At 70.1% G+C, this 15,004-nt stretch carries 15 protein-coding genes; 8 read left to right on the forward strand and 7 right to left on the reverse strand.

Features of this window, described 5'->3' with window-relative positions:
* Positions 1-132: 132 nt before the first annotated feature.
* The 3 genes from ACSGDB_RS04720 to ACSGDB_RS04730 are packed head-to-tail and all read right to left on the reverse strand — an operon-like array spanning position 133 to position 4,053.
* Positions 133-1,290, reverse strand: coding sequence for a mannitol-1-phosphate 5-dehydrogenase (locus ACSGDB_RS04720; protein ID WP_434993256.1), 1,158 nt, complete (start codon positions 1,288-1,290; stop codon positions 133-135).
* Positions 1,287-3,266 carry a PTS mannitol transporter subunit IICBA gene (locus ACSGDB_RS04725; RefSeq protein WP_434993258.1) on the reverse strand — a complete coding sequence of 660 codons (1,980 nt, stop codon included), beginning with the start codon at positions 3,264-3,266 and terminating at the stop codon, positions 1,287-1,289. The genes ACSGDB_RS04720 and ACSGDB_RS04725 overlap by 4 nt, the downstream gene beginning before the upstream one ends.
* 58 nt (positions 3,267-3,324) lie before the next feature.
* Complete coding sequence (locus ACSGDB_RS04730; protein ID WP_434993260.1) at positions 3,325-4,053, reverse strand: TetR/AcrR family transcriptional regulator; 729 nt, start codon at positions 4,051-4,053, stop codon at positions 3,325-3,327.
* A gap of 117 nt (positions 4,054-4,170) precedes the next feature.
* On the opposite strand from ACSGDB_RS04730, the gene ptsP reads away from it, so the two are divergent.
* Positions 4,171-5,853, forward strand: coding sequence for a phosphoenolpyruvate--protein phosphotransferase (gene ptsP / locus ACSGDB_RS04735; protein ID WP_434993262.1), 1,683 nt, complete (start codon positions 4,171-4,173; stop codon positions 5,851-5,853).
* Positions 5,854-5,939: 86 nt separating this feature from the next.
* On the opposite strand, the gene ACSGDB_RS04740 is transcribed toward ptsP, so the two are convergent.
* Positions 5,940-6,878 carry a DUF6807 family protein gene (locus ACSGDB_RS04740; RefSeq protein ID WP_434993263.1) on the reverse strand — a complete coding sequence of 313 codons (939 nt, stop codon included), beginning with the start codon at positions 6,876-6,878 and terminating at the stop codon, positions 5,940-5,942.
* Positions 6,875-8,047 (reverse strand): Gfo/Idh/MocA family protein, encoded by a 1,173-nt coding sequence (locus tag ACSGDB_RS04745; protein WP_434993264.1) that lies wholly within the window; start codon positions 8,045-8,047, stop codon positions 6,875-6,877. The genes ACSGDB_RS04740 and ACSGDB_RS04745 overlap by 4 nt, the downstream gene beginning before the upstream one ends.
* A gap of 219 nt (positions 8,048-8,266) precedes the next feature.
* Here ACSGDB_RS04745 and ACSGDB_RS04750 point away from each other — a divergent pair, with 219 nt between their 5' ends.
* Complete coding sequence (locus tag ACSGDB_RS04750) at positions 8,267-9,274, forward strand: LacI family DNA-binding transcriptional regulator (protein ID WP_434993267.1); 1,008 nt, start codon at positions 8,267-8,269, stop codon at positions 9,272-9,274.
* A 107-nt stretch (positions 9,275-9,381) separates the two neighbouring features.
* On the opposite strand, the gene ACSGDB_RS04755 is transcribed toward ACSGDB_RS04750, so the two are convergent.
* The gene (locus ACSGDB_RS04755) at positions 9,382-9,609 is read right to left on the reverse strand and encodes a hypothetical protein (RefSeq protein ID WP_434993270.1); all 228 of its coding nucleotides are present in this window, start codon (positions 9,607-9,609) and stop codon (positions 9,382-9,384) included.
* 208 nt (positions 9,610-9,817) lie between these two features.
* On the opposite strand from ACSGDB_RS04755, the gene ACSGDB_RS04760 reads away from it, so the two are divergent.
* From ACSGDB_RS04760 to ACSGDB_RS04785, 6 genes are all read left to right on the forward strand, one after another.
* A complete protein-coding gene (locus ACSGDB_RS04760; protein ID WP_434993272.1) occupies positions 9,818-10,114 on the forward strand; it encodes a hypothetical protein in 297 nt (98 codons plus the stop codon).
* Positions 10,115-10,231: 117 nt separating this feature from the next.
* Entirely contained in the window at positions 10,232-10,516 is a 285-nt protein-coding gene (locus tag ACSGDB_RS04765; protein WP_434993275.1) for a hypothetical protein, read from the forward strand.
* A 109-nt stretch (positions 10,517-10,625) separates the two neighbouring features.
* Entirely contained in the window at positions 10,626-11,813 is a 1,188-nt protein-coding gene (locus ACSGDB_RS04770; RefSeq protein ID WP_434993276.1) for a Gfo/Idh/MocA family protein, read from the forward strand.
* The gene (locus ACSGDB_RS04775) at positions 11,810-12,964 is read left to right on the forward strand and encodes a dihydrodipicolinate synthase family protein (protein ID WP_434993279.1); all 1,155 of its coding nucleotides are present in this window, start codon (positions 11,810-11,812) and stop codon (positions 12,962-12,964) included. Before ACSGDB_RS04770 ends, ACSGDB_RS04775 begins: the two co-directional genes overlap by 4 nt.
* On the forward strand, positions 12,961-13,842 hold the full coding sequence (locus ACSGDB_RS04780; RefSeq protein WP_434993281.1) for a sugar phosphate isomerase/epimerase family protein: 882 nt from the start codon (positions 12,961-12,963) through the stop codon (positions 13,840-13,842). The genes ACSGDB_RS04775 and ACSGDB_RS04780 overlap by 4 nt, the downstream gene beginning before the upstream one ends.
* A 9-nt stretch (positions 13,843-13,851) precedes the next feature.
* Entirely contained in the window at positions 13,852-14,241 is a 390-nt protein-coding gene (locus ACSGDB_RS04785; protein WP_434993283.1) for a nuclear transport factor 2 family protein, read from the forward strand.
* A gap of 81 nt (positions 14,242-14,322) precedes the next feature.
* On the opposite strand, the gene ACSGDB_RS04790 is transcribed toward ACSGDB_RS04785, so the two are convergent.
* Positions 14,323-14,928, reverse strand: a complete 606-nt coding sequence (locus tag ACSGDB_RS04790; protein WP_434993285.1) for a GNAT family N-acetyltransferase — start codon at positions 14,926-14,928, stop codon at positions 14,323-14,325.
* Positions 14,929-15,004 lie beyond the last annotated feature (76 nt).

Below are 15,004 nucleotides of genomic sequence, written 5' to 3' on the forward strand. Positions count from 1 at the left end.
TTGTTTGGAAAACGCTTTCCTTAACAACCTAGAATTCAGTGCACTGTTCGTCAAGAGCCGCTGGTTCGCGAACGGAGAAAGGGAGCAGCCGACGCTGCTCCCTTTCTCCGCTTTCGGGCCCTGCCGTTCTGCCTATCCGGCGGGGTGCACCGGCGCGTGTTGCTCGATCAGGCCCAGTACCGACGGGTACAGCGGATGGTCCGCCTCGAGGCCAGTGATCGACGTCGTCGCCTCGGACGGTTCCTGGGTGGCGAGGATCTCGGCCAGCGCGGCGACCTCGGGATCGCCTTGCACCGAGAAGGACAGCGCGGCCCGCATCGCCTCGAGCAGCGCGACGGGATGCGTACCGCGTTCGGCGAGCTCGGCGGCCGGTCCCACGAAGCGTTCCCTGCGGCTCAGCTTCCGCTGCGGCGCCCTGCCCACGCGCACCACCGTGTCCGGGAGGTGCCGGTTCGAGAAGCGCAGCAGGATCTTCTGCACATAGGCCTCCTGCTCCGCCGGGTCGAACCCGTGCTTGGCCACGAGCAGCTGCTTCGTCTCGTCCAGGACGGCCCTGACCCTGGCCGCGACGGCGTCGTCCGCCATGGCATCTGCGATCTTCTCCGCGCCGGCCGCGGAGCCGAAGTAGGCAGCGGCCGCGTGGCCCGTGTTGACGGTGAACAGCTTCCGCTCGATGTACGGCCCGAGGTCGTCGACGTACGTGGCGCCCGGGATCTGCGGCGCACGGCCCTCGAACGGCGTGCGATCGATGACCCACTCGAAGAACGTCTCCACCGTGACGTCGAGGCCCTGCCCGGCCGCCTGGTCCGGGACGATGCGGTCCACCGCCGTGTTGGCGAAGACCGCCCGTGCCGCGAGGTCGGAGGCCTCGCCGTCGTACGCCCGCTCGACTTCACGGCGCAGGATGTCCGTGGCGTTGATGGCGTTCTCACAGGCCATGACCTGCAGCGGGGCCAGGCCCGCTCCGCGCCGGGCGATCCCCTGGGCGATGACCGGCGCGAGGAACCGCAGGACGTTCGGGCCCACCGCCGTGGTGACGATGTCCGCGTCGGCGATCTCCGCGACGACCTGCTCCTCGTGGGAGCGGGAGTTCAGCGCGCGGTAGTTGTCCACCGTCTTCACGGCCGGTTCCTCACCGACCTCGTGGACGGCGTAGCTGGGGGTCGAGGCCAACTCGTCGATCAGGCCGTCCGCGACGTCGGCGAAGACCACCTCGTACCCGGCTTCGTGGAGCAGGAGCCCCACGAAGCCCCGGCCGATGTTGCCGGCGCCGAAATGGACGGCCTTCACGAGGCGTTCACCTTTCCGAAGAGGGCGAGGACCTCGTCCACCGTGGTGGCCTCGTCGAGCCGGGCGACCTGCGCCTTGTCCGAGAAGACGCGGGCAATCGCGGACAGGATGGACAGGTGCTCGTTGTTCCGGCCGGCGACGCCGACCACGAACTTCACCTGCTTGCCGTTCCAGTCGATGCCCTCCGGGTAGCGCACGATCGACACGGCCGAGCGCCTGATGAGGTCCTTCGCGGCGTTGGTGCCGTGCGGGATCGCGAGGAAGTTCCCCATGTAGGTGGGAACGGACCGCTCGCGCTCGTGCATCGCTGCGACGTAGGTGGAGTCGACGGCCCCGCGGGCGACCAGCAGCCGGCCGGCCTCGTCGATGGCGTCCTCCTGCGTGGTGGCGGTGCCGTTCAGCACGACGCTCTCCTCCGCGAGGACGTCCCCGGCGTCGGTGGTGGCGGCGTCGTCGCGCGTGGCCGCCGCTGACGCGACGGCGGCGGGTGCCGGCTCCTCGAGATCGACGCCGGCGCTGTCGCCGGCCCGGACGAGATCGACGATCTCGTCGTAGCGCGGACTGTTCATGAAGTTGTCGACCGCCACGTGCGTGGCGCGCGGCGTCAGGGGTTCGGCGCGGTCGGCGAGATCCTGGTGCGTGACGACGACGTCGTAGTCGTCCTTCAGGCTGGAGATGGCGAGATTGGTGACCTTCACATCCGGGAACCCTGCCGCCCGGATCTTGTTGCGGAGCACGGAGGCGCCCATGGCCGAGGATCCCATCCCCGCGTCGCAGGCGAACACGATGCTGCGGATGGGGCCGTCGGTGGCCCGCTCCGAGCGGAAGTTCCCGGCCACGGAGCTCTTCCTGCCCTTGAGGCTCTCCATCCTGGCGGCGGCTGCCGCAAGGTCCTCTTCCTGGTCCTTGCCGGCCTTCAGGATGACCGACGCGACGAGGAAGGACACCGCCGTGGCCAGCACGACGGACAGGGTGACGCCGAAGTAGCTGTCCCGGGCGGTCTGGGCGAGGACCGCGATGATCGATCCGGGGGCAGCGGGGGCCACGAGTCCGGCGTTCGTGATGCTCAGCGTGGCGATGCCGGTCATACCCCCGGCGATCGCGGCGAGGATCAGCAGCGGGCGCATCAGCACGTAGGGGAAGTAGATCTCGTGGATACCGCCGACGAACTGGATGATGGCGGCACCGGGTGCGGAGGCCTTGGCGAGGCCTCGACCGAAGAACGAGTACGCCAGCAGGATGCCGAGGCCGGGACCGGGGTTGGCCTCGAGCAGGAACAGGATGGACTTCCCCTGCTCCAGCGACTGCTGGACACCGAGCGGGGTCAGGACGCCGTGGTTGATGGCGTTGTTGAGGAAGAGCACCTTCGCCGGTTCGATGAAGATACTCGTCAGCGGCAGCAGCCCGTTGTCGACCAGCCACTGGACCACGTTGCCTGCGCCCGTGCTGAACGCGGTGACCAGCGGCGAGACGCCGTAGAAGCCGATCAGTGCCAGCAGGGCGCCCCAGATGCCCGCCGAGAAGTTGTTGACGAGCATCTCGAAGCCGGGCTTGATCCGGCCTTCCCAGACCGCGTCGAGCCTCTTCATGGTCCAAGCGCCGAGCGGTCCCATGATCATGGCACCGATGAACATCGGGATGCCGGCCCCGACGATCACGCCCATCGTCGCGATCGAGCCGACCACGCCGCCGCGGACGTCGTAGACCATCCGGCCGCCCGTGTAGGCGATCAGGAGCGGCAGCAGATAGGTGATCATCGGCCCGACGAGACCGACGTTGGCGACGCCGTCGGTCTCCCCGAAACCGCCCAGCTGCGGTACGGGCAGCCAGCCCTTCTCGATGAACAGCGCCGTGACGATGCCCCAGGCGATGAACGCGCCGATGTTGGGCATGATCATCCCGGACAGGAACGTCCCGAACTTCTGCACGCGGACCCGGGCGCTCGTCCCGGACCGTGCTTCTACTTGTGTAGCCACATTCATTCCTTACCGTTGGCCCCGCAACACTGCGGAGGATGGCGTTGATCGGGAAGCGTCAGCTCCCCGATCGGCTGGATATTCTCTGGAGCCATTCGAGGAAGAGCTTCAGCTCCGAGCTGGAAAGCTGATCGGGGTGCGAGGACTGCAGCGCTGCATTCAGGGCGATCGCCGCCACCACCACGGACGGCGTCCCTTCGGTGTCGGTCACGGGATCCGCTTCGGAATCCGTGGCCACCGCCGAGATGACCGCCTCGCGCGTCATCGCGGAGAGTTCGAGGTTGCGCTTCGCCGCGGGCTCCGCGATCAGCATCAGGGTGACGCCGATGTTGGCGGCCAGCATGCTGCGCGCGGCTTCGTGCGGTGAGACCACGAGACGGGCCGCCGCGGCGGCCCGCGCGAGCACCTCCTCGAGGAACGCCTCCGCGCTGGCGACCATGGAGGGACGGCGCTCGGGCCGGATGTTGCCGAACATCACCAGGTAGAGGTGGGGGTGATCGAGGCCGAACCGCACGTGGTTGTCCCAGTGCATGCGGAGGTCCTCGATCGGCTGGCCCGACGTCGGGATGTTCCGCTCGGCCTCCAGGTACGCGGAGAAACCCTCCGCGACGACGGCGTCGAAGAGCCCCTCCTTGTCCCCGAAGTGGTGGTACAGGGTGGGAGCGGTCACGCCGGCGGCCTCGGTGATCTGCCGTGTCGAGACGGGCTCCCCGTCGGACTCCGCGAGCAGTGCCGCGGCAGCCCGGAGGAGCCTGGTCTTCGGCGCCGGTTCACTCCCCTTTTTCATGACTGCTACCGTAGCAGGTATAGCAGCGTTATATGAACTGGGTCACACCCTAGAATGGTCGTGCACACCACAATGGTGGTGGCACCGGATTCACCGGCAAGGAAACGAGGACGTTCAATGGAGAATTTCGCAGGTGTCGGAGTCAGCCCCGGACGCGTGATCGGCCCGGTCCGGCACATGCCGCCGTCGGTCGGTGAACCACCGGCGGACGAACGCCACGGCGCCGACGCACCGGACGAGGCGGTCGCCGCCGTGAAGTCCGCCGCGAAGACCGTGCAGGAGGAACTCAAGCGCAGGGCCGGCCTCGCCAAGGGCGACGCCAAGGCCGTCCTGCAGGCCACCTCCCTGATGGCGACGGACCCACTGCTCCTGAAGACCGCGGCGAAGCTCATCAAGAACGGCACCTCTCCGGCGCGCGCCGTGTGGGAAGCGGGCGCCTCCGTGGCGGAGATGCTGCACAATCTGGGCGGCTACATGGCCGAGCGCACCGCCGACGTCCTCGATGTCCGCTCGCGGATCGTGGCCGAACTGCGCGGGCTCCCCGCACCGGGCATCCCGACGTCGGACACGCCCTTCATCCTGGTCGCCGAGGACCTCGCCCCGGCGGACACCGCCACCCTGGACCCCGCGGTGGTCCTCGCCCTCGTCACCTCAGGCGGCGGCCCGCAGTCCCACACGGCCATCATCGCGCGCGCCCTCGGACTGCCCGCCGTGGTGGCCGCCTCCGGCGTGGACGCCATCGACGAGGGCACCCCTGCCTTCGTGGACGGTGCCGCCGGGACCATCACCCTCCACCCCGGGGCCGAGGAGGAAGCGGCGGCCGAGGCCTATGCCGCGGCAGCGGCGGCACTGGCGGTGTTCGACGGCGTGGGCGTGACCGCGGACGGCCACGAGGTACCCCTGCTGGCCAATGTCGGCGGGGCGCCCGACGCGGTGAAGGCGGCCGAGGCGCAGGCCCAGGGCGTGGGACTGCTCCGGACGGAGTTCTGCTTCCTCGGACGCGACGCGGAACCGACGGCCCAGGAGCAGATCGAGGCGTACAAGGGCGTCTTCGACGCCTTCCCTGGCAAGAAGGTGGTGGTCCGCACGCTGGACGCCGGGGCGGACAAGCCGCTGCCCTTCCTGACGGACACGTCCGAACCCAACCCTGCCCTCGGTGTCCGCGGCTACCGCACCGACCTCACCTCGCCGGGCGTCCTGGAACGGCAGCTCAAGGCCATCGCCGACGCCGCCGCCCAGGCGAGTGCGGACGTCTGGGTCATGGCGCCGATGATCTCGACGGCGGAGGAGGCCGCGGACTTCGCGAAGCTCTGCAGCAACGCCGGCCTGCAGACACCCGGCGTGATGGTCGAGGTCCCCTCGGCGGCCGTCATGGCCGAGTCGATCCTCGGCGAGGTGTCCTTCGCCAGCCTGGGCACCAACGACCTCACGCAGTACACGATGGCGGCCGACCGGCAGCTGGGGTCCCTTGCCACCCTCAACAACTCCTGGCAGCCCGCCGTCCTCCGGATGGTGAAGCTGACCGTGGAGGGCTCGGCCGCCGAGGGGAACGCGAAGCCGGTCGGGGTGTGCGGCGAGGCCGCGGCGGATCCCGCGCTCGCCGTCGTGCTGGTGGGGCTCGGCATCTCGACGTTGTCGATGACTCCGCGGGCCCTCGCCGGGGTCGGCGCCGTCCTGAACAGCGTCACGCTGGCCGATGCGCAGCGGATCGCCGGGCTCGCCGTGGCCGCGCCGACCGCGGCCGAGGCGAGGTCCAGGGTGCGCGCCGAGCTGCCCGTGCTCGAGTCCCTCGGCCTGTAGAGGTCCGGGCCGCGTGATGCCGGGTCCGGAGCACGGCCGCGTGCTTCGGACCCGTGTTCAGTGGCGACGTCGCGGAGCGGCGGGCGTCACGTCGTCGGTCGGGGCGGGCGCCCCATCCCGGATGCCGTGAGCTGAGGCGTGAGGGCCGACGCGGCGCGGACGGCAGCGGCGAACCCGCCCTCCTTCACGGCGCCGTCCGCGACCAGCAGCGACCACTCCCAGTCGAGTACGGCGTCGCGGTCGAGCTGCAGCTTTTCGTGGAAGAAGGGCGCCGCGCACAGCATGGGCGTGCCGGTGCTGCGCACGAACCAGGGGGATACCCCTCCCGGGTTGCCCGTCGGCGCGGTCATGAGGACGGATGCGCCGCCGGACCGCAGGCCCAGCCACGGGCGCGCTCCCCCCATGGCGTCGCCCTCGCCGATCCGGCGGGCGTCGCCGTCCGAGGGGGCGATGATCGCACTGCCGTCGAAGGACGGCGCGAGGCGCAGGAAGAATCCTCCGTATCCGGCGTTCGGACGGCCCGCCGTCGTCGGGCTGCCGAAGGCCAGCGGACCGTCGCCGGCATTCACCCACCGGCTCCGCACAGTGATCCGGAACCACTCGATGTCAGCGGCCCGGACGACATCCGCGCCACACGCCCGCTCCTCCTGCAGGAACACGCTCCCATCCGCAGCGCTCCAGTCGATCCGCTGCACTGCCGTGCGGCCTGCATCGCGGCGGGCCAGCACACGCTGCGAGCCGTTATTGGGGAGCTGGACGTAGCCTTGCGCGCCGCGGTAGGTCGGCCCGCCCCAGAGGTTGACCGGCACTTCCTGGCCCGGGACGTCGATCGTGGACACCGCGATGCCGAGCCCCCCGTGCCAGGGGTGATCGGCCGGCGCGATATCGCTGACGGACCGTCCCCCCGGGGTGAGGACGGGGTGGAGGAAGGGTCGCGGCGCGTGCAGGGCAGGCTTGTCCCGGCCGTCACGTAGCACTCCGGCCAGCCGGCCATCCCGGACCGACAGCGGCTCGGTTGCGCTCATCCCGCGGGGGGTCCGGCTGGGGTCCCCGGGCGGCCGTCGATGACCGGTGCGGCCAGGCCGCCCCGCAGGGCCGGATCGGTGAGATCCGCCCGGGAGACCCAGCGCCCCTCGCGCGCCGAGACGTACATGCCGGTGATGATCTCGAGCGCGCGGGCGGGATGGGCCACGAGGCCGGGCATGCCCCTGCCGGCGATAAGCGAGGGATGGATCTCGGCGAACAGGGCGTCGTGGCCGCTCGGGATCTCCTGCTCGGGCAGATCCCAGGACGCCGAGGTCTCCTCGTCGACACCCGGCGCGGGGGTGATCCGCCAGTGGGCGTGCCCATGCCCGTAGAGGTGCTCCAGCTCGATCGTCGCCCGCTCCGTATCGATGCGGAGCAGGCTCGACTCGCGAGGGGCGAGGACCGTCGACACCACCGAGGCCACCGCGCCCGAGGCGAAGACCAGGGACCCGTGGGAGAGGTCCTCTGTCTCGACGTCGTGCTGCTGTCGCCACATCGTGGCGTGCACAGCCGACCATTCGCCGAGCAGGTAGGCCAGCAGATCGATCTGGTGGCTCCCATGGCTGAGCGTGGTCCCCCCGCCCTCGGTGGCCCACGTACCGCGCCAGGGTACGGCGAAGTACTCCGCCGTCCGGTACCAGTGCGTCTGGCAAAGGGCGGACAGCGGGCGGCCGAGGGCTCCGGAATCGAGCAGCGCCTTCACGTGGGCCGCGGCGGTGCCCGAGCGCTGCTGGAAGACGACGGCGAGGCCGCGCCCGGCGGCGCCAGCCGCCCGGGTCATCGTGTCGAGCGCGGTGAGGCTGAGCGCGGCGGGCTTTTCGACGACGACATGTGCTCCTGCGGCAAAGGCCGCGATCGACTGATCCGCATGCCCGCCGGGTGGGGTGCAGACGTGCAGGACGTCGATGGGCTGGGCGGCGAGCAGTTCCTCGAGGGTGGTGTAGCGGAACGGGACCGCATGGGCCTCCGCGAACGCGGCGAGGTGCTCGGCGGAAGGATCCGCGGCCGCGACGAGCTCCACCCCGGACAGCGAGCGCAGGGCCGCGGCGTGGAGATGTGCAACGCCCCCGGTCCCGAGGATTGCCGCACGGAGCAGCGGCGCCGTCCGCTCGGCAGGGGCAGTGCCTCGCTGGGCGGAGCGCTTCTCCACGGGACTCGACAGGGACACGGTTCCTCCAACGTGGACAAGGGATCACAGTTCGGAAAACCCTAGCAGAGAAAGCGCTTACCGACCGGAGGTGAGGGGCCGCGTCGCCCTGTCCGGCCGTGCGACAATAGCCCTTTCGATGGAACGCGCCGGGCGGTGGCCGCAGCGGCCGACGCCCGGACCCCAGGAGTGGAAGCAATGTCGGCACCGGCGAGCAAGAGTCCCGCGACACTGCATGACGTGGCCCGGGAAGCGGGCGTCTCGCTCGCCACGGCGTCGAGGTCGTTGAACGGAAGCGCCCGCAAGGTCAACGAGGCCTACCGGCAGCGGGTCATCGAGGCCGCCCAGCGGCTCGGCTACACCACGAACCTCTTTGCGCAGGCGGTGGCCAGGGGGAGCACCACCACGGTGGCGCTGCTCGTGGCGGACATCGCGGACCCGTACTTCTCCGGCATCGCGGCCGGGGTCATCGACGCCGCGAGCGAGGAGGGGCTCGTGGTGACGATCGCCGTGACCGGTCGCAACGCCCAGCGGGAACTGGACACGGTGCGGGCATTGCGCGGGCAGCGCCCCCGCGTCATGATCCTCGCGGGCTCCAGGACCACCGGTTCGGCTTTCGAGGAGCCGTTGCGCGGTGAGCTGACCTCCTTCGAGGACACCGGCGGGAAGGTGGCCTTCATCAGCCAGGATGCAGCGCCGTTCGCCACCGTACTGCTCGACAACCGCGGCGGGGCCCGCGACCTGGCCCTGGCCCTCGCCTCGCTCGGCTACCGGGACGTCGCGGTCATCACCGGGCCACCCGAGATCAGGACGGCCGAGGAGAGACTCGAAGGTTTCACCGCGGGGCTGGCCGAGCGCGGCATCTCCCTGCCGCCCGAGCGCATCGTCCACGCCGACTTCACCCGTGAGGGCGGCTACCGCGGCACCCGGGAACTGCTGGCCTCGGGGGTGTCGGTGGATCTCGTGTTCGCCGTCAACGACGTCATGGCGGTCGGCGTGGTCTCGGCTCTGAGGGAAGCCGGGATCACGCCCGGCACGGAGATCGGCGTGGCCGGTTATGACGACATACCGACCGTGCAGGACATCACGCCCGCCCTGACGACGGTCCGGATCCCCCTGGAGGACGTGGGCCGGCGCGCCCTCCGGCTCGCCACGGGAACCGCTCACGACGATGCGGCATCCGCGCCCGGCAATCCACCGGTCATCAGGACGGAGACGATCATCCGGGGCAGCACGCCCCGCCGGTGATCCCGCCCGACACATCCCGAGCGCTCGGCGCCGGTCGCCGGCACCGCGTGGTCGGCACCGCATGGTCGGTGCCGGCGGCGCGCGGCAGGCACCGCGCCGACCCGCCCTCAGTAGGTCTGGACGGCCTCGGGACCGGCGGCGTCGTGTGCGGCAAGCTTCGCGATGTCGTGCACGGGGAGTTCCGCCACCTCGGCCACGGCCGTGATGTCCTCCCCGTGGCTCATCGCTTCGGCCACCGCTTCCTGCAGGATCAGTTCGGCGCGATCGAGCTCGAACTGGATGTCCTCCTTGTCGGCGGCAGCGACAAGAATCTTCTGCAGACGGTCGTTCGTCATGGCGTATCAATACCTCACATCGTGGTCGAGCGGCGTGACGTCGGCGTTCCGATCCGCGGAGGGCCTGCACGAGGATGCGGTGATGGTGCCGCCGTCGCGATCATCCTAGCCAGACACGGCCCGGCGCGGAATGGATCTGCAGCAAGCAGTACCGGGATCTGCGGCGGCCTCCGGCCACGGTGTCGGATGTGCGGCGTACCCTCGTCGCATGACAGGAAGACCGGGGTGGCACGGCATCCCACCGAGTGCCGACCGGTACGTGGCCCCGCTGCAGCTCGAGGCGCCCACGGGCGGCATCACCGAGCCACCCCGATCCCCCGCACTGTGGGTGGAGCTGGAGTATTCCGACGGTACCCGACGCACCATGAAGGGGTTCGCGATGGCGTGGACGGGCTCCGCCGTCCGGGCGCAGTGGATCGAGTACTCCCGGGCACGCGAGGCCTGGGTGGATGCCGCGCATTGCCGCCGTCGGACCGTGGGGCCGCCCTCGGCGCACAAGGCCTGACACCGGCCACCCGGCGTCGGGGTCGACGGTATACCCCCCCACTCCGCTTCGGCGGCACCTCGTAGAGTGGTGGCATGGACCAGCCAGCGCCGTGCGCCATCCCCTGGGCGGGTCTGCGTGGCTGACGCCGCCGGATGGCACGGGCCCCCGCCGACGACGCACCGGTTCGTCCCTCCCCTGCAGGTGGAACCGCCGACCGAAGGCATCACGGAGTCCGTCTCCCCCGCACCCGCGCTCTGGGTGGACCTCGAGTATCCGAACGGCTCACGCCAGACGGTCCGCGGTTTCGCCATGGCCTGGACGAGGTCGGCGGTCCTCGCGCAGTGGATCGAGTTCTCCACCGCCCGCAATGCATGGGTGCGCCCCGAGCAGTGTACGCGGCGGTCGATCCCCGGTCGCTGAGGCGCTTCGGGCGAGCCGGATCCTTCGTGATTGCCCCTCCCCCCTTCTTCCCCTACACTCGCGGTAAGCGTTTTCCCACACGGCGGCACAGCCGGACGAAGGAGTAGGAATGTCAACGAGGACAATCGGGATCATCATGAACGGCGCCACCGGGCGCATGGGGTATCGGCAGCACCTGGTGCGCTCGATCCTTGCGATCCGCGACCAGGGCGGGGTGCTCCTGTCCGACGGCACGCGCGTCCAGGTGGAACCGATGCTCGTGGGCCGCAACGAGGTGAAGCTCGCCGAGCTCGCCGCCCGGCACGGCATCGAGCACTACTCGACCGATCTCGACAGCGTACTGGCGGACCCCACCTGGGAGATCTACGCCGATTTCCTCGTGACCAAGGCCCGCTCGGCGGCCATCCGCAAGGCCATCGCCGCCGGCAAGGCCGTCTACACCGAGAAGCCCACCGCGGAGACCGCGGCGGACGCCCTCGAACTCGCCGACCTGGCGGAAGCGGCCGGGATCAAGAACGGCGTCGTCCACGACAAGCTGTACCTGCCGGGCATGCAGAAGCTGAAGCGCCTCGTCGATTCGGGCTTCTTCGGGCGGATCCTCTCCGTCCGTGGGGAGTTCGGGTACTGGGTCTTCGAAGGCGGCTGGCAGGACGCCCAGCGCCCCAGCTGGAACTACCGGGCGGAGGACGGCGGGGGGATCGTCGTCGACATGTTCCCGCACTGGAGCTACGTGCTCGAGAACCTGTTCGGCCGGGTCGAATCCGTGTACGCGCGGGCCGTCACCCACATCGACGAGCGCGTCGACGAGAAGGGCAACCGCTACCGCGCGAGCGCAGACGACGCCGCGTATGCCGTGTTCGAACTGGAGGGCGGCATCGTCGCGCAGCTCAACTCGAGCTGGACGGTCCGCGTGAACCGTGACGAACTCGTGCAGTTCCAGGTGGACGGCACTCACGGCTCCGCCGTCGTCGGGCTGTTCGGCTGCAAGATCCAGCCACGCAACGCCACGCCCAAACCCGTCTGGAACCCCGATCTCGAGGACACCCACGACTACGACGCCGACTGGATCGACGTCCCCACCAACGAGGTGTTCGAGAACGGTTTCAAGACCCAGTGGGAGGACTTCCTCCGGCACGTCCTGGAGGACGCCCCACACCCCTACGATTTCCTCGCGGGCGCCCGCGGAATGTACCTCGCCGAGCAGGGCCTCGAGAGTTCGCGGTCCGGGCGCCGCCTCGACCTGCAGGACGTCCGCAGCACCGCCCTGCCTCGCCGGGAAGCGATGCCACTGGCATGATCACCCTCGTCGATGCGGCGGGCAGGACCTCCGCCGTCGAACTGAACCACGCGCCGTCCTTCACGAAGCCGACGGCGCCGCTCGCCAGCCGCACGGTCTATGCCGCCGCCCACGTGGTGCCGCGGACCACGGCGGACAACGTGCCGGGGGCTCCCGCCGACATCGACTGGGACTCGACGCTGGCCTTCCGGCACCATCTGTGGTCCTGGGGCTTGGGCGTCGCCGACGCCATGGACACCGCGCAGCGGAACATGGGGCTCGACGCCACCGCGACGAGGGAACTCATCACCCGCAGTGCGGCGGAGGCACGCTCGGTCGGCGGGGCACTGGTGGTCGGCGTCAACACCGATCATGTCGAGGACGCCGTCATCTCCCTCGACGCCGTCATCGACGCCTACAAGCACCAGTTGCATCTGACCGAGGACGCGGGCGCCTCCGTGGTCCTGATGGCCAGCCGGCACCTGGCCCGAGCGGCCACTTCCGCGGAGGACTACCAGCGCGTGTACGCGGAGGTGCTGGCCGCAGCCGGTACGCCGGTGATCCTGCACTGGCTCGGCAGCGCCTTCGACCCCGAGCTCGGCACCTACTTCGGTTCCACCGACACGGATGCGGCGTCGTCGACCCTGCTCACGATCATCGCGAACTCACCCGGGAAGGTGGCCGGCGTGAAGATGAGCCTGCTCGACGCCGCGTCCGAGCGGGCCGTCCGTGCCCAGCTGATCGCGCCGGCGCGGATGTTCACCGGCGACGACTTCAACTACGTCTCCCTGATGGGAGGGGACTCCTCGGGGTACTCGGACGCACTCCTCGGCGCCTTCGCGGCCCTCGGTCCGCACGCCTCGGCAGCTGTCCAGGCGTTGGATGCCGACGATCACGACTCCTATCAGCGCATCCTCGGGCCCACGGAAGCGCTGTCCCGCCAGATCTTCGCCGCGCCCACGTTCTACTACAAGACGGGCGTTGCGTTCCTCAGCTGGCTCAACGGCCACCAACCCGGCGTCGGCATGGTTGGCGGCCTGCACGCGGCCCGTAGCCTGCCGCACCTGTCGGAGATCGTGCGCCTCGCCAATGCGTGCGGCGCGCTGGAGCAACCGGATCTCGCCCGGGAGCGCTGGCATGCGATGTTGCGGGTGAGCGGGGTGACCGCGTGAGTACTCCGCACGCCCGCCTGTCGATCAACCAGGCCACCCTGAAATATGCGTCCCTGCCCGAAGCACTGGAGGTAACGGCTGATGCCGGCATCACGAGCATCGGCCTGTGGCGCGACTCGGTGCAGGCCCAGACCCTGCCGGAGGCGGCGCGGCTCCTCGCAGGCTCGGGGCTGCGTTTTTCGAGTCTCTGCCGCGGCGGCTTCTTCACCGTCCCGGAAGGCGCTGCCCGTCGTGCAGCCATGGATGACAATCGGCGGGCCATCGCCGAGACCGCGACGCTCGCGGCAGCCGGCGCGGCGGGGTCCGCCCCGGTCCTGGTGATGGTGGCCGGTGGCCTTCCGCAGGGTTCGCGGGACATCGCCGGTGCCCGCGTCAGGGTGCAGGAGGCCCTGGCCGAGCTGGCTCCGGAGGCCCTGGCCGCCGGGGTGACCCTGGCGCTCGAACCCCTGCATCCCATGTACGCCTCGGACCGCGCCGTCCTCTCGACCCTGAAGCAGGCACTGGACCTGGCCTCCGACTTCTCCCCCGCCGCCGTCGGCGTCGTCATCGACACCTTCCACGTGTGGTGGGATCCCGACCTTCAGGCGCAGATCGTCCGGGCGGGGGCGGAAGGCCGGATCGCGAGCTACCAGGTGTGCGACTGGAGGACGCCGCTGGCCGCGGACGTCCTGCTCTCGCGCCATTACCCCGGGGCCGGGATCATCGACTTCGAAGCCATCACCAGGGCGGTCCAGGACGCCGGCTATGCAGGCGACGTCGAGGTGGAGATCTTCAACCAGGAGATCTGGGACACAGCGCCGGCCGAGGTAGTGACCCAGACCGTCGAGAGCTTCGACGACCATGTGGCCGCGCACCTGCGGACGGGCATCCGACGGTAGCATCGGCCCATGGAATCCATCGAGGTTGTCCGGCGCTACTGGTCGTCGGTGTGGAGCAGGGACTGGACGGCGGTCGGGCAGGTGTTCGCGGAAGACGTGGAGGTGTTCTGGCCCGTCACCCGCGAGGTCATCCGCGGCAGGGACAACATGGTCGCGGTGAACTCCGGGCGCCCGAACGGCTGGAGCATCGACGTGCTCGAGGTCTACGACGCCGGCGGGGTGGTGGTGTCCGAGGTGCAGGTTCCCCAGGAGGACGTGGGGATCTTCCGCGTGGTGTCGATCTGGACGGTGTCCGGCGGCGAGATCGTCTCGGGCCGGGAGTACTGGACCGTGTACGGCGGCGAGGAGGGCGCCGACTGGCGCCGGAAGTACACCAGCGTCGGAGACCTCCCGGCCTGAGCGCAGCGCCTACCGCCCGGCGCAGGGTGAACGGCAGCCGCGTCGTGGCCGACCGTGACCGCGTCGGGCGGACCTGCCGACCTAGATCGCGACGAGGCTGCGGTACTGGGGGTTGTCCGCCAGGAAGGCCTGCACCTGGTCGCAGTAGGGCACGGCGGCGAGGCGCCGTTTGTGGGCGTCGAGCAGGACTTTCCGGATGAGCACGCCCTCCAGTCCCGACCCCTCGAAGGCCCCCGCGACGACGGTGCGATGAAGCTGCAGCGTGCCGGCCCGCAGCGAGTAGGTGACGTAGCCCGCGAGCATGCCGTCCTGGAAGAGCTCGAAGCGGTGGTTCATGGGGTTGTCGCGGAAGGCGCCGGGACGCTCGGCCCCGCCGGAGCCCTCGCGGGCCTCGGCCGCGCGCCGCTCCAGTTCGTCGGCCAGGCGGTCGTAGTCCTCCTGGGCGCCGTAGGGCGGGAAGTCGGCGTCGAGCGCCTTGTACATCTGGTTGACCAGGCGCCGGAGCTGCCGTGTCGTGGTCCCGGTGAGGTCGTACGGCAGGACCAGCGGTTCTGCCGCCTGCCGGGCCGTGGCGAGTTGGCCGGTCGCCATCCCGGGCCAGGCGTCGAAATCGCTGTCGTGGCCGGCGGGCTGGACGGGGGCTGCATCGTCATCGGTGCGAGCGGGAATCTGGGGTGTGATTGTCATGGCTTGACCTTCAGGTCAGAAAGGGGCAGGCCGTTTTCTTGACCTGCCCCTAATCTAGCTGTCCACTAGGGGTCTG

Origin of the sequence: Arthrobacter sp. Ld5 (assembly GCF_051172775.1) — a bacterium.
In the GTDB taxonomy this organism is placed as follows: domain Bacteria; phylum Actinomycetota; class Actinomycetes; order Actinomycetales; family Micrococcaceae; genus Arthrobacter_D.

What these genes read in the sequence shown, in the direction of transcription:
- ACSGDB_RS04775 (WP_434993279.1), top strand. Translation starts at nt 11,810, where the DNA reads ATGATCACCCTCGTCGATGCGGCGGGCAGGACCTCCGCCGTCGAACTG.
- ACSGDB_RS04740 (WP_434993263.1), bottom strand. Translation starts at nt 6,878, where the DNA reads ATGAGCGCAACCGAGCCGCTGTCGGTCCGGGATGGCCGGCTGGCCGGA.
- ACSGDB_RS04790 (WP_434993285.1), bottom strand. Translation starts at nt 14,928, where the DNA reads ATGACAATCACACCCCAGATTCCCGCTCGCACCGATGACGATGCAGCC.
- ACSGDB_RS04770 (WP_434993276.1), top strand. Translation starts at nt 10,626, where the DNA reads ATGTCAACGAGGACAATCGGGATCATCATGAACGGCGCCACCGGGCGC.
- ACSGDB_RS04755 (WP_434993270.1), bottom strand. Translation starts at nt 9,609, where the DNA reads ATGACGAACGACCGTCTGCAGAAGATTCTTGTCGCTGCCGCCGACAAG.
- ACSGDB_RS04760 (WP_434993272.1), top strand. Translation starts at nt 9,818, where the DNA reads ATGACAGGAAGACCGGGGTGGCACGGCATCCCACCGAGTGCCGACCGG.
- ACSGDB_RS04730 (WP_434993260.1), bottom strand. Translation starts at nt 4,053, where the DNA reads ATGAAAAAGGGGAGTGAACCGGCGCCGAAGACCAGGCTCCTCCGGGCT.
- ptsP (WP_434993262.1), top strand. Translation starts at nt 4,171, where the DNA reads ATGGAGAATTTCGCAGGTGTCGGAGTCAGCCCCGGACGCGTGATCGGC.
- ACSGDB_RS04785 (WP_434993283.1), top strand. Translation starts at nt 13,852, where the DNA reads ATGGAATCCATCGAGGTTGTCCGGCGCTACTGGTCGTCGGTGTGGAGC.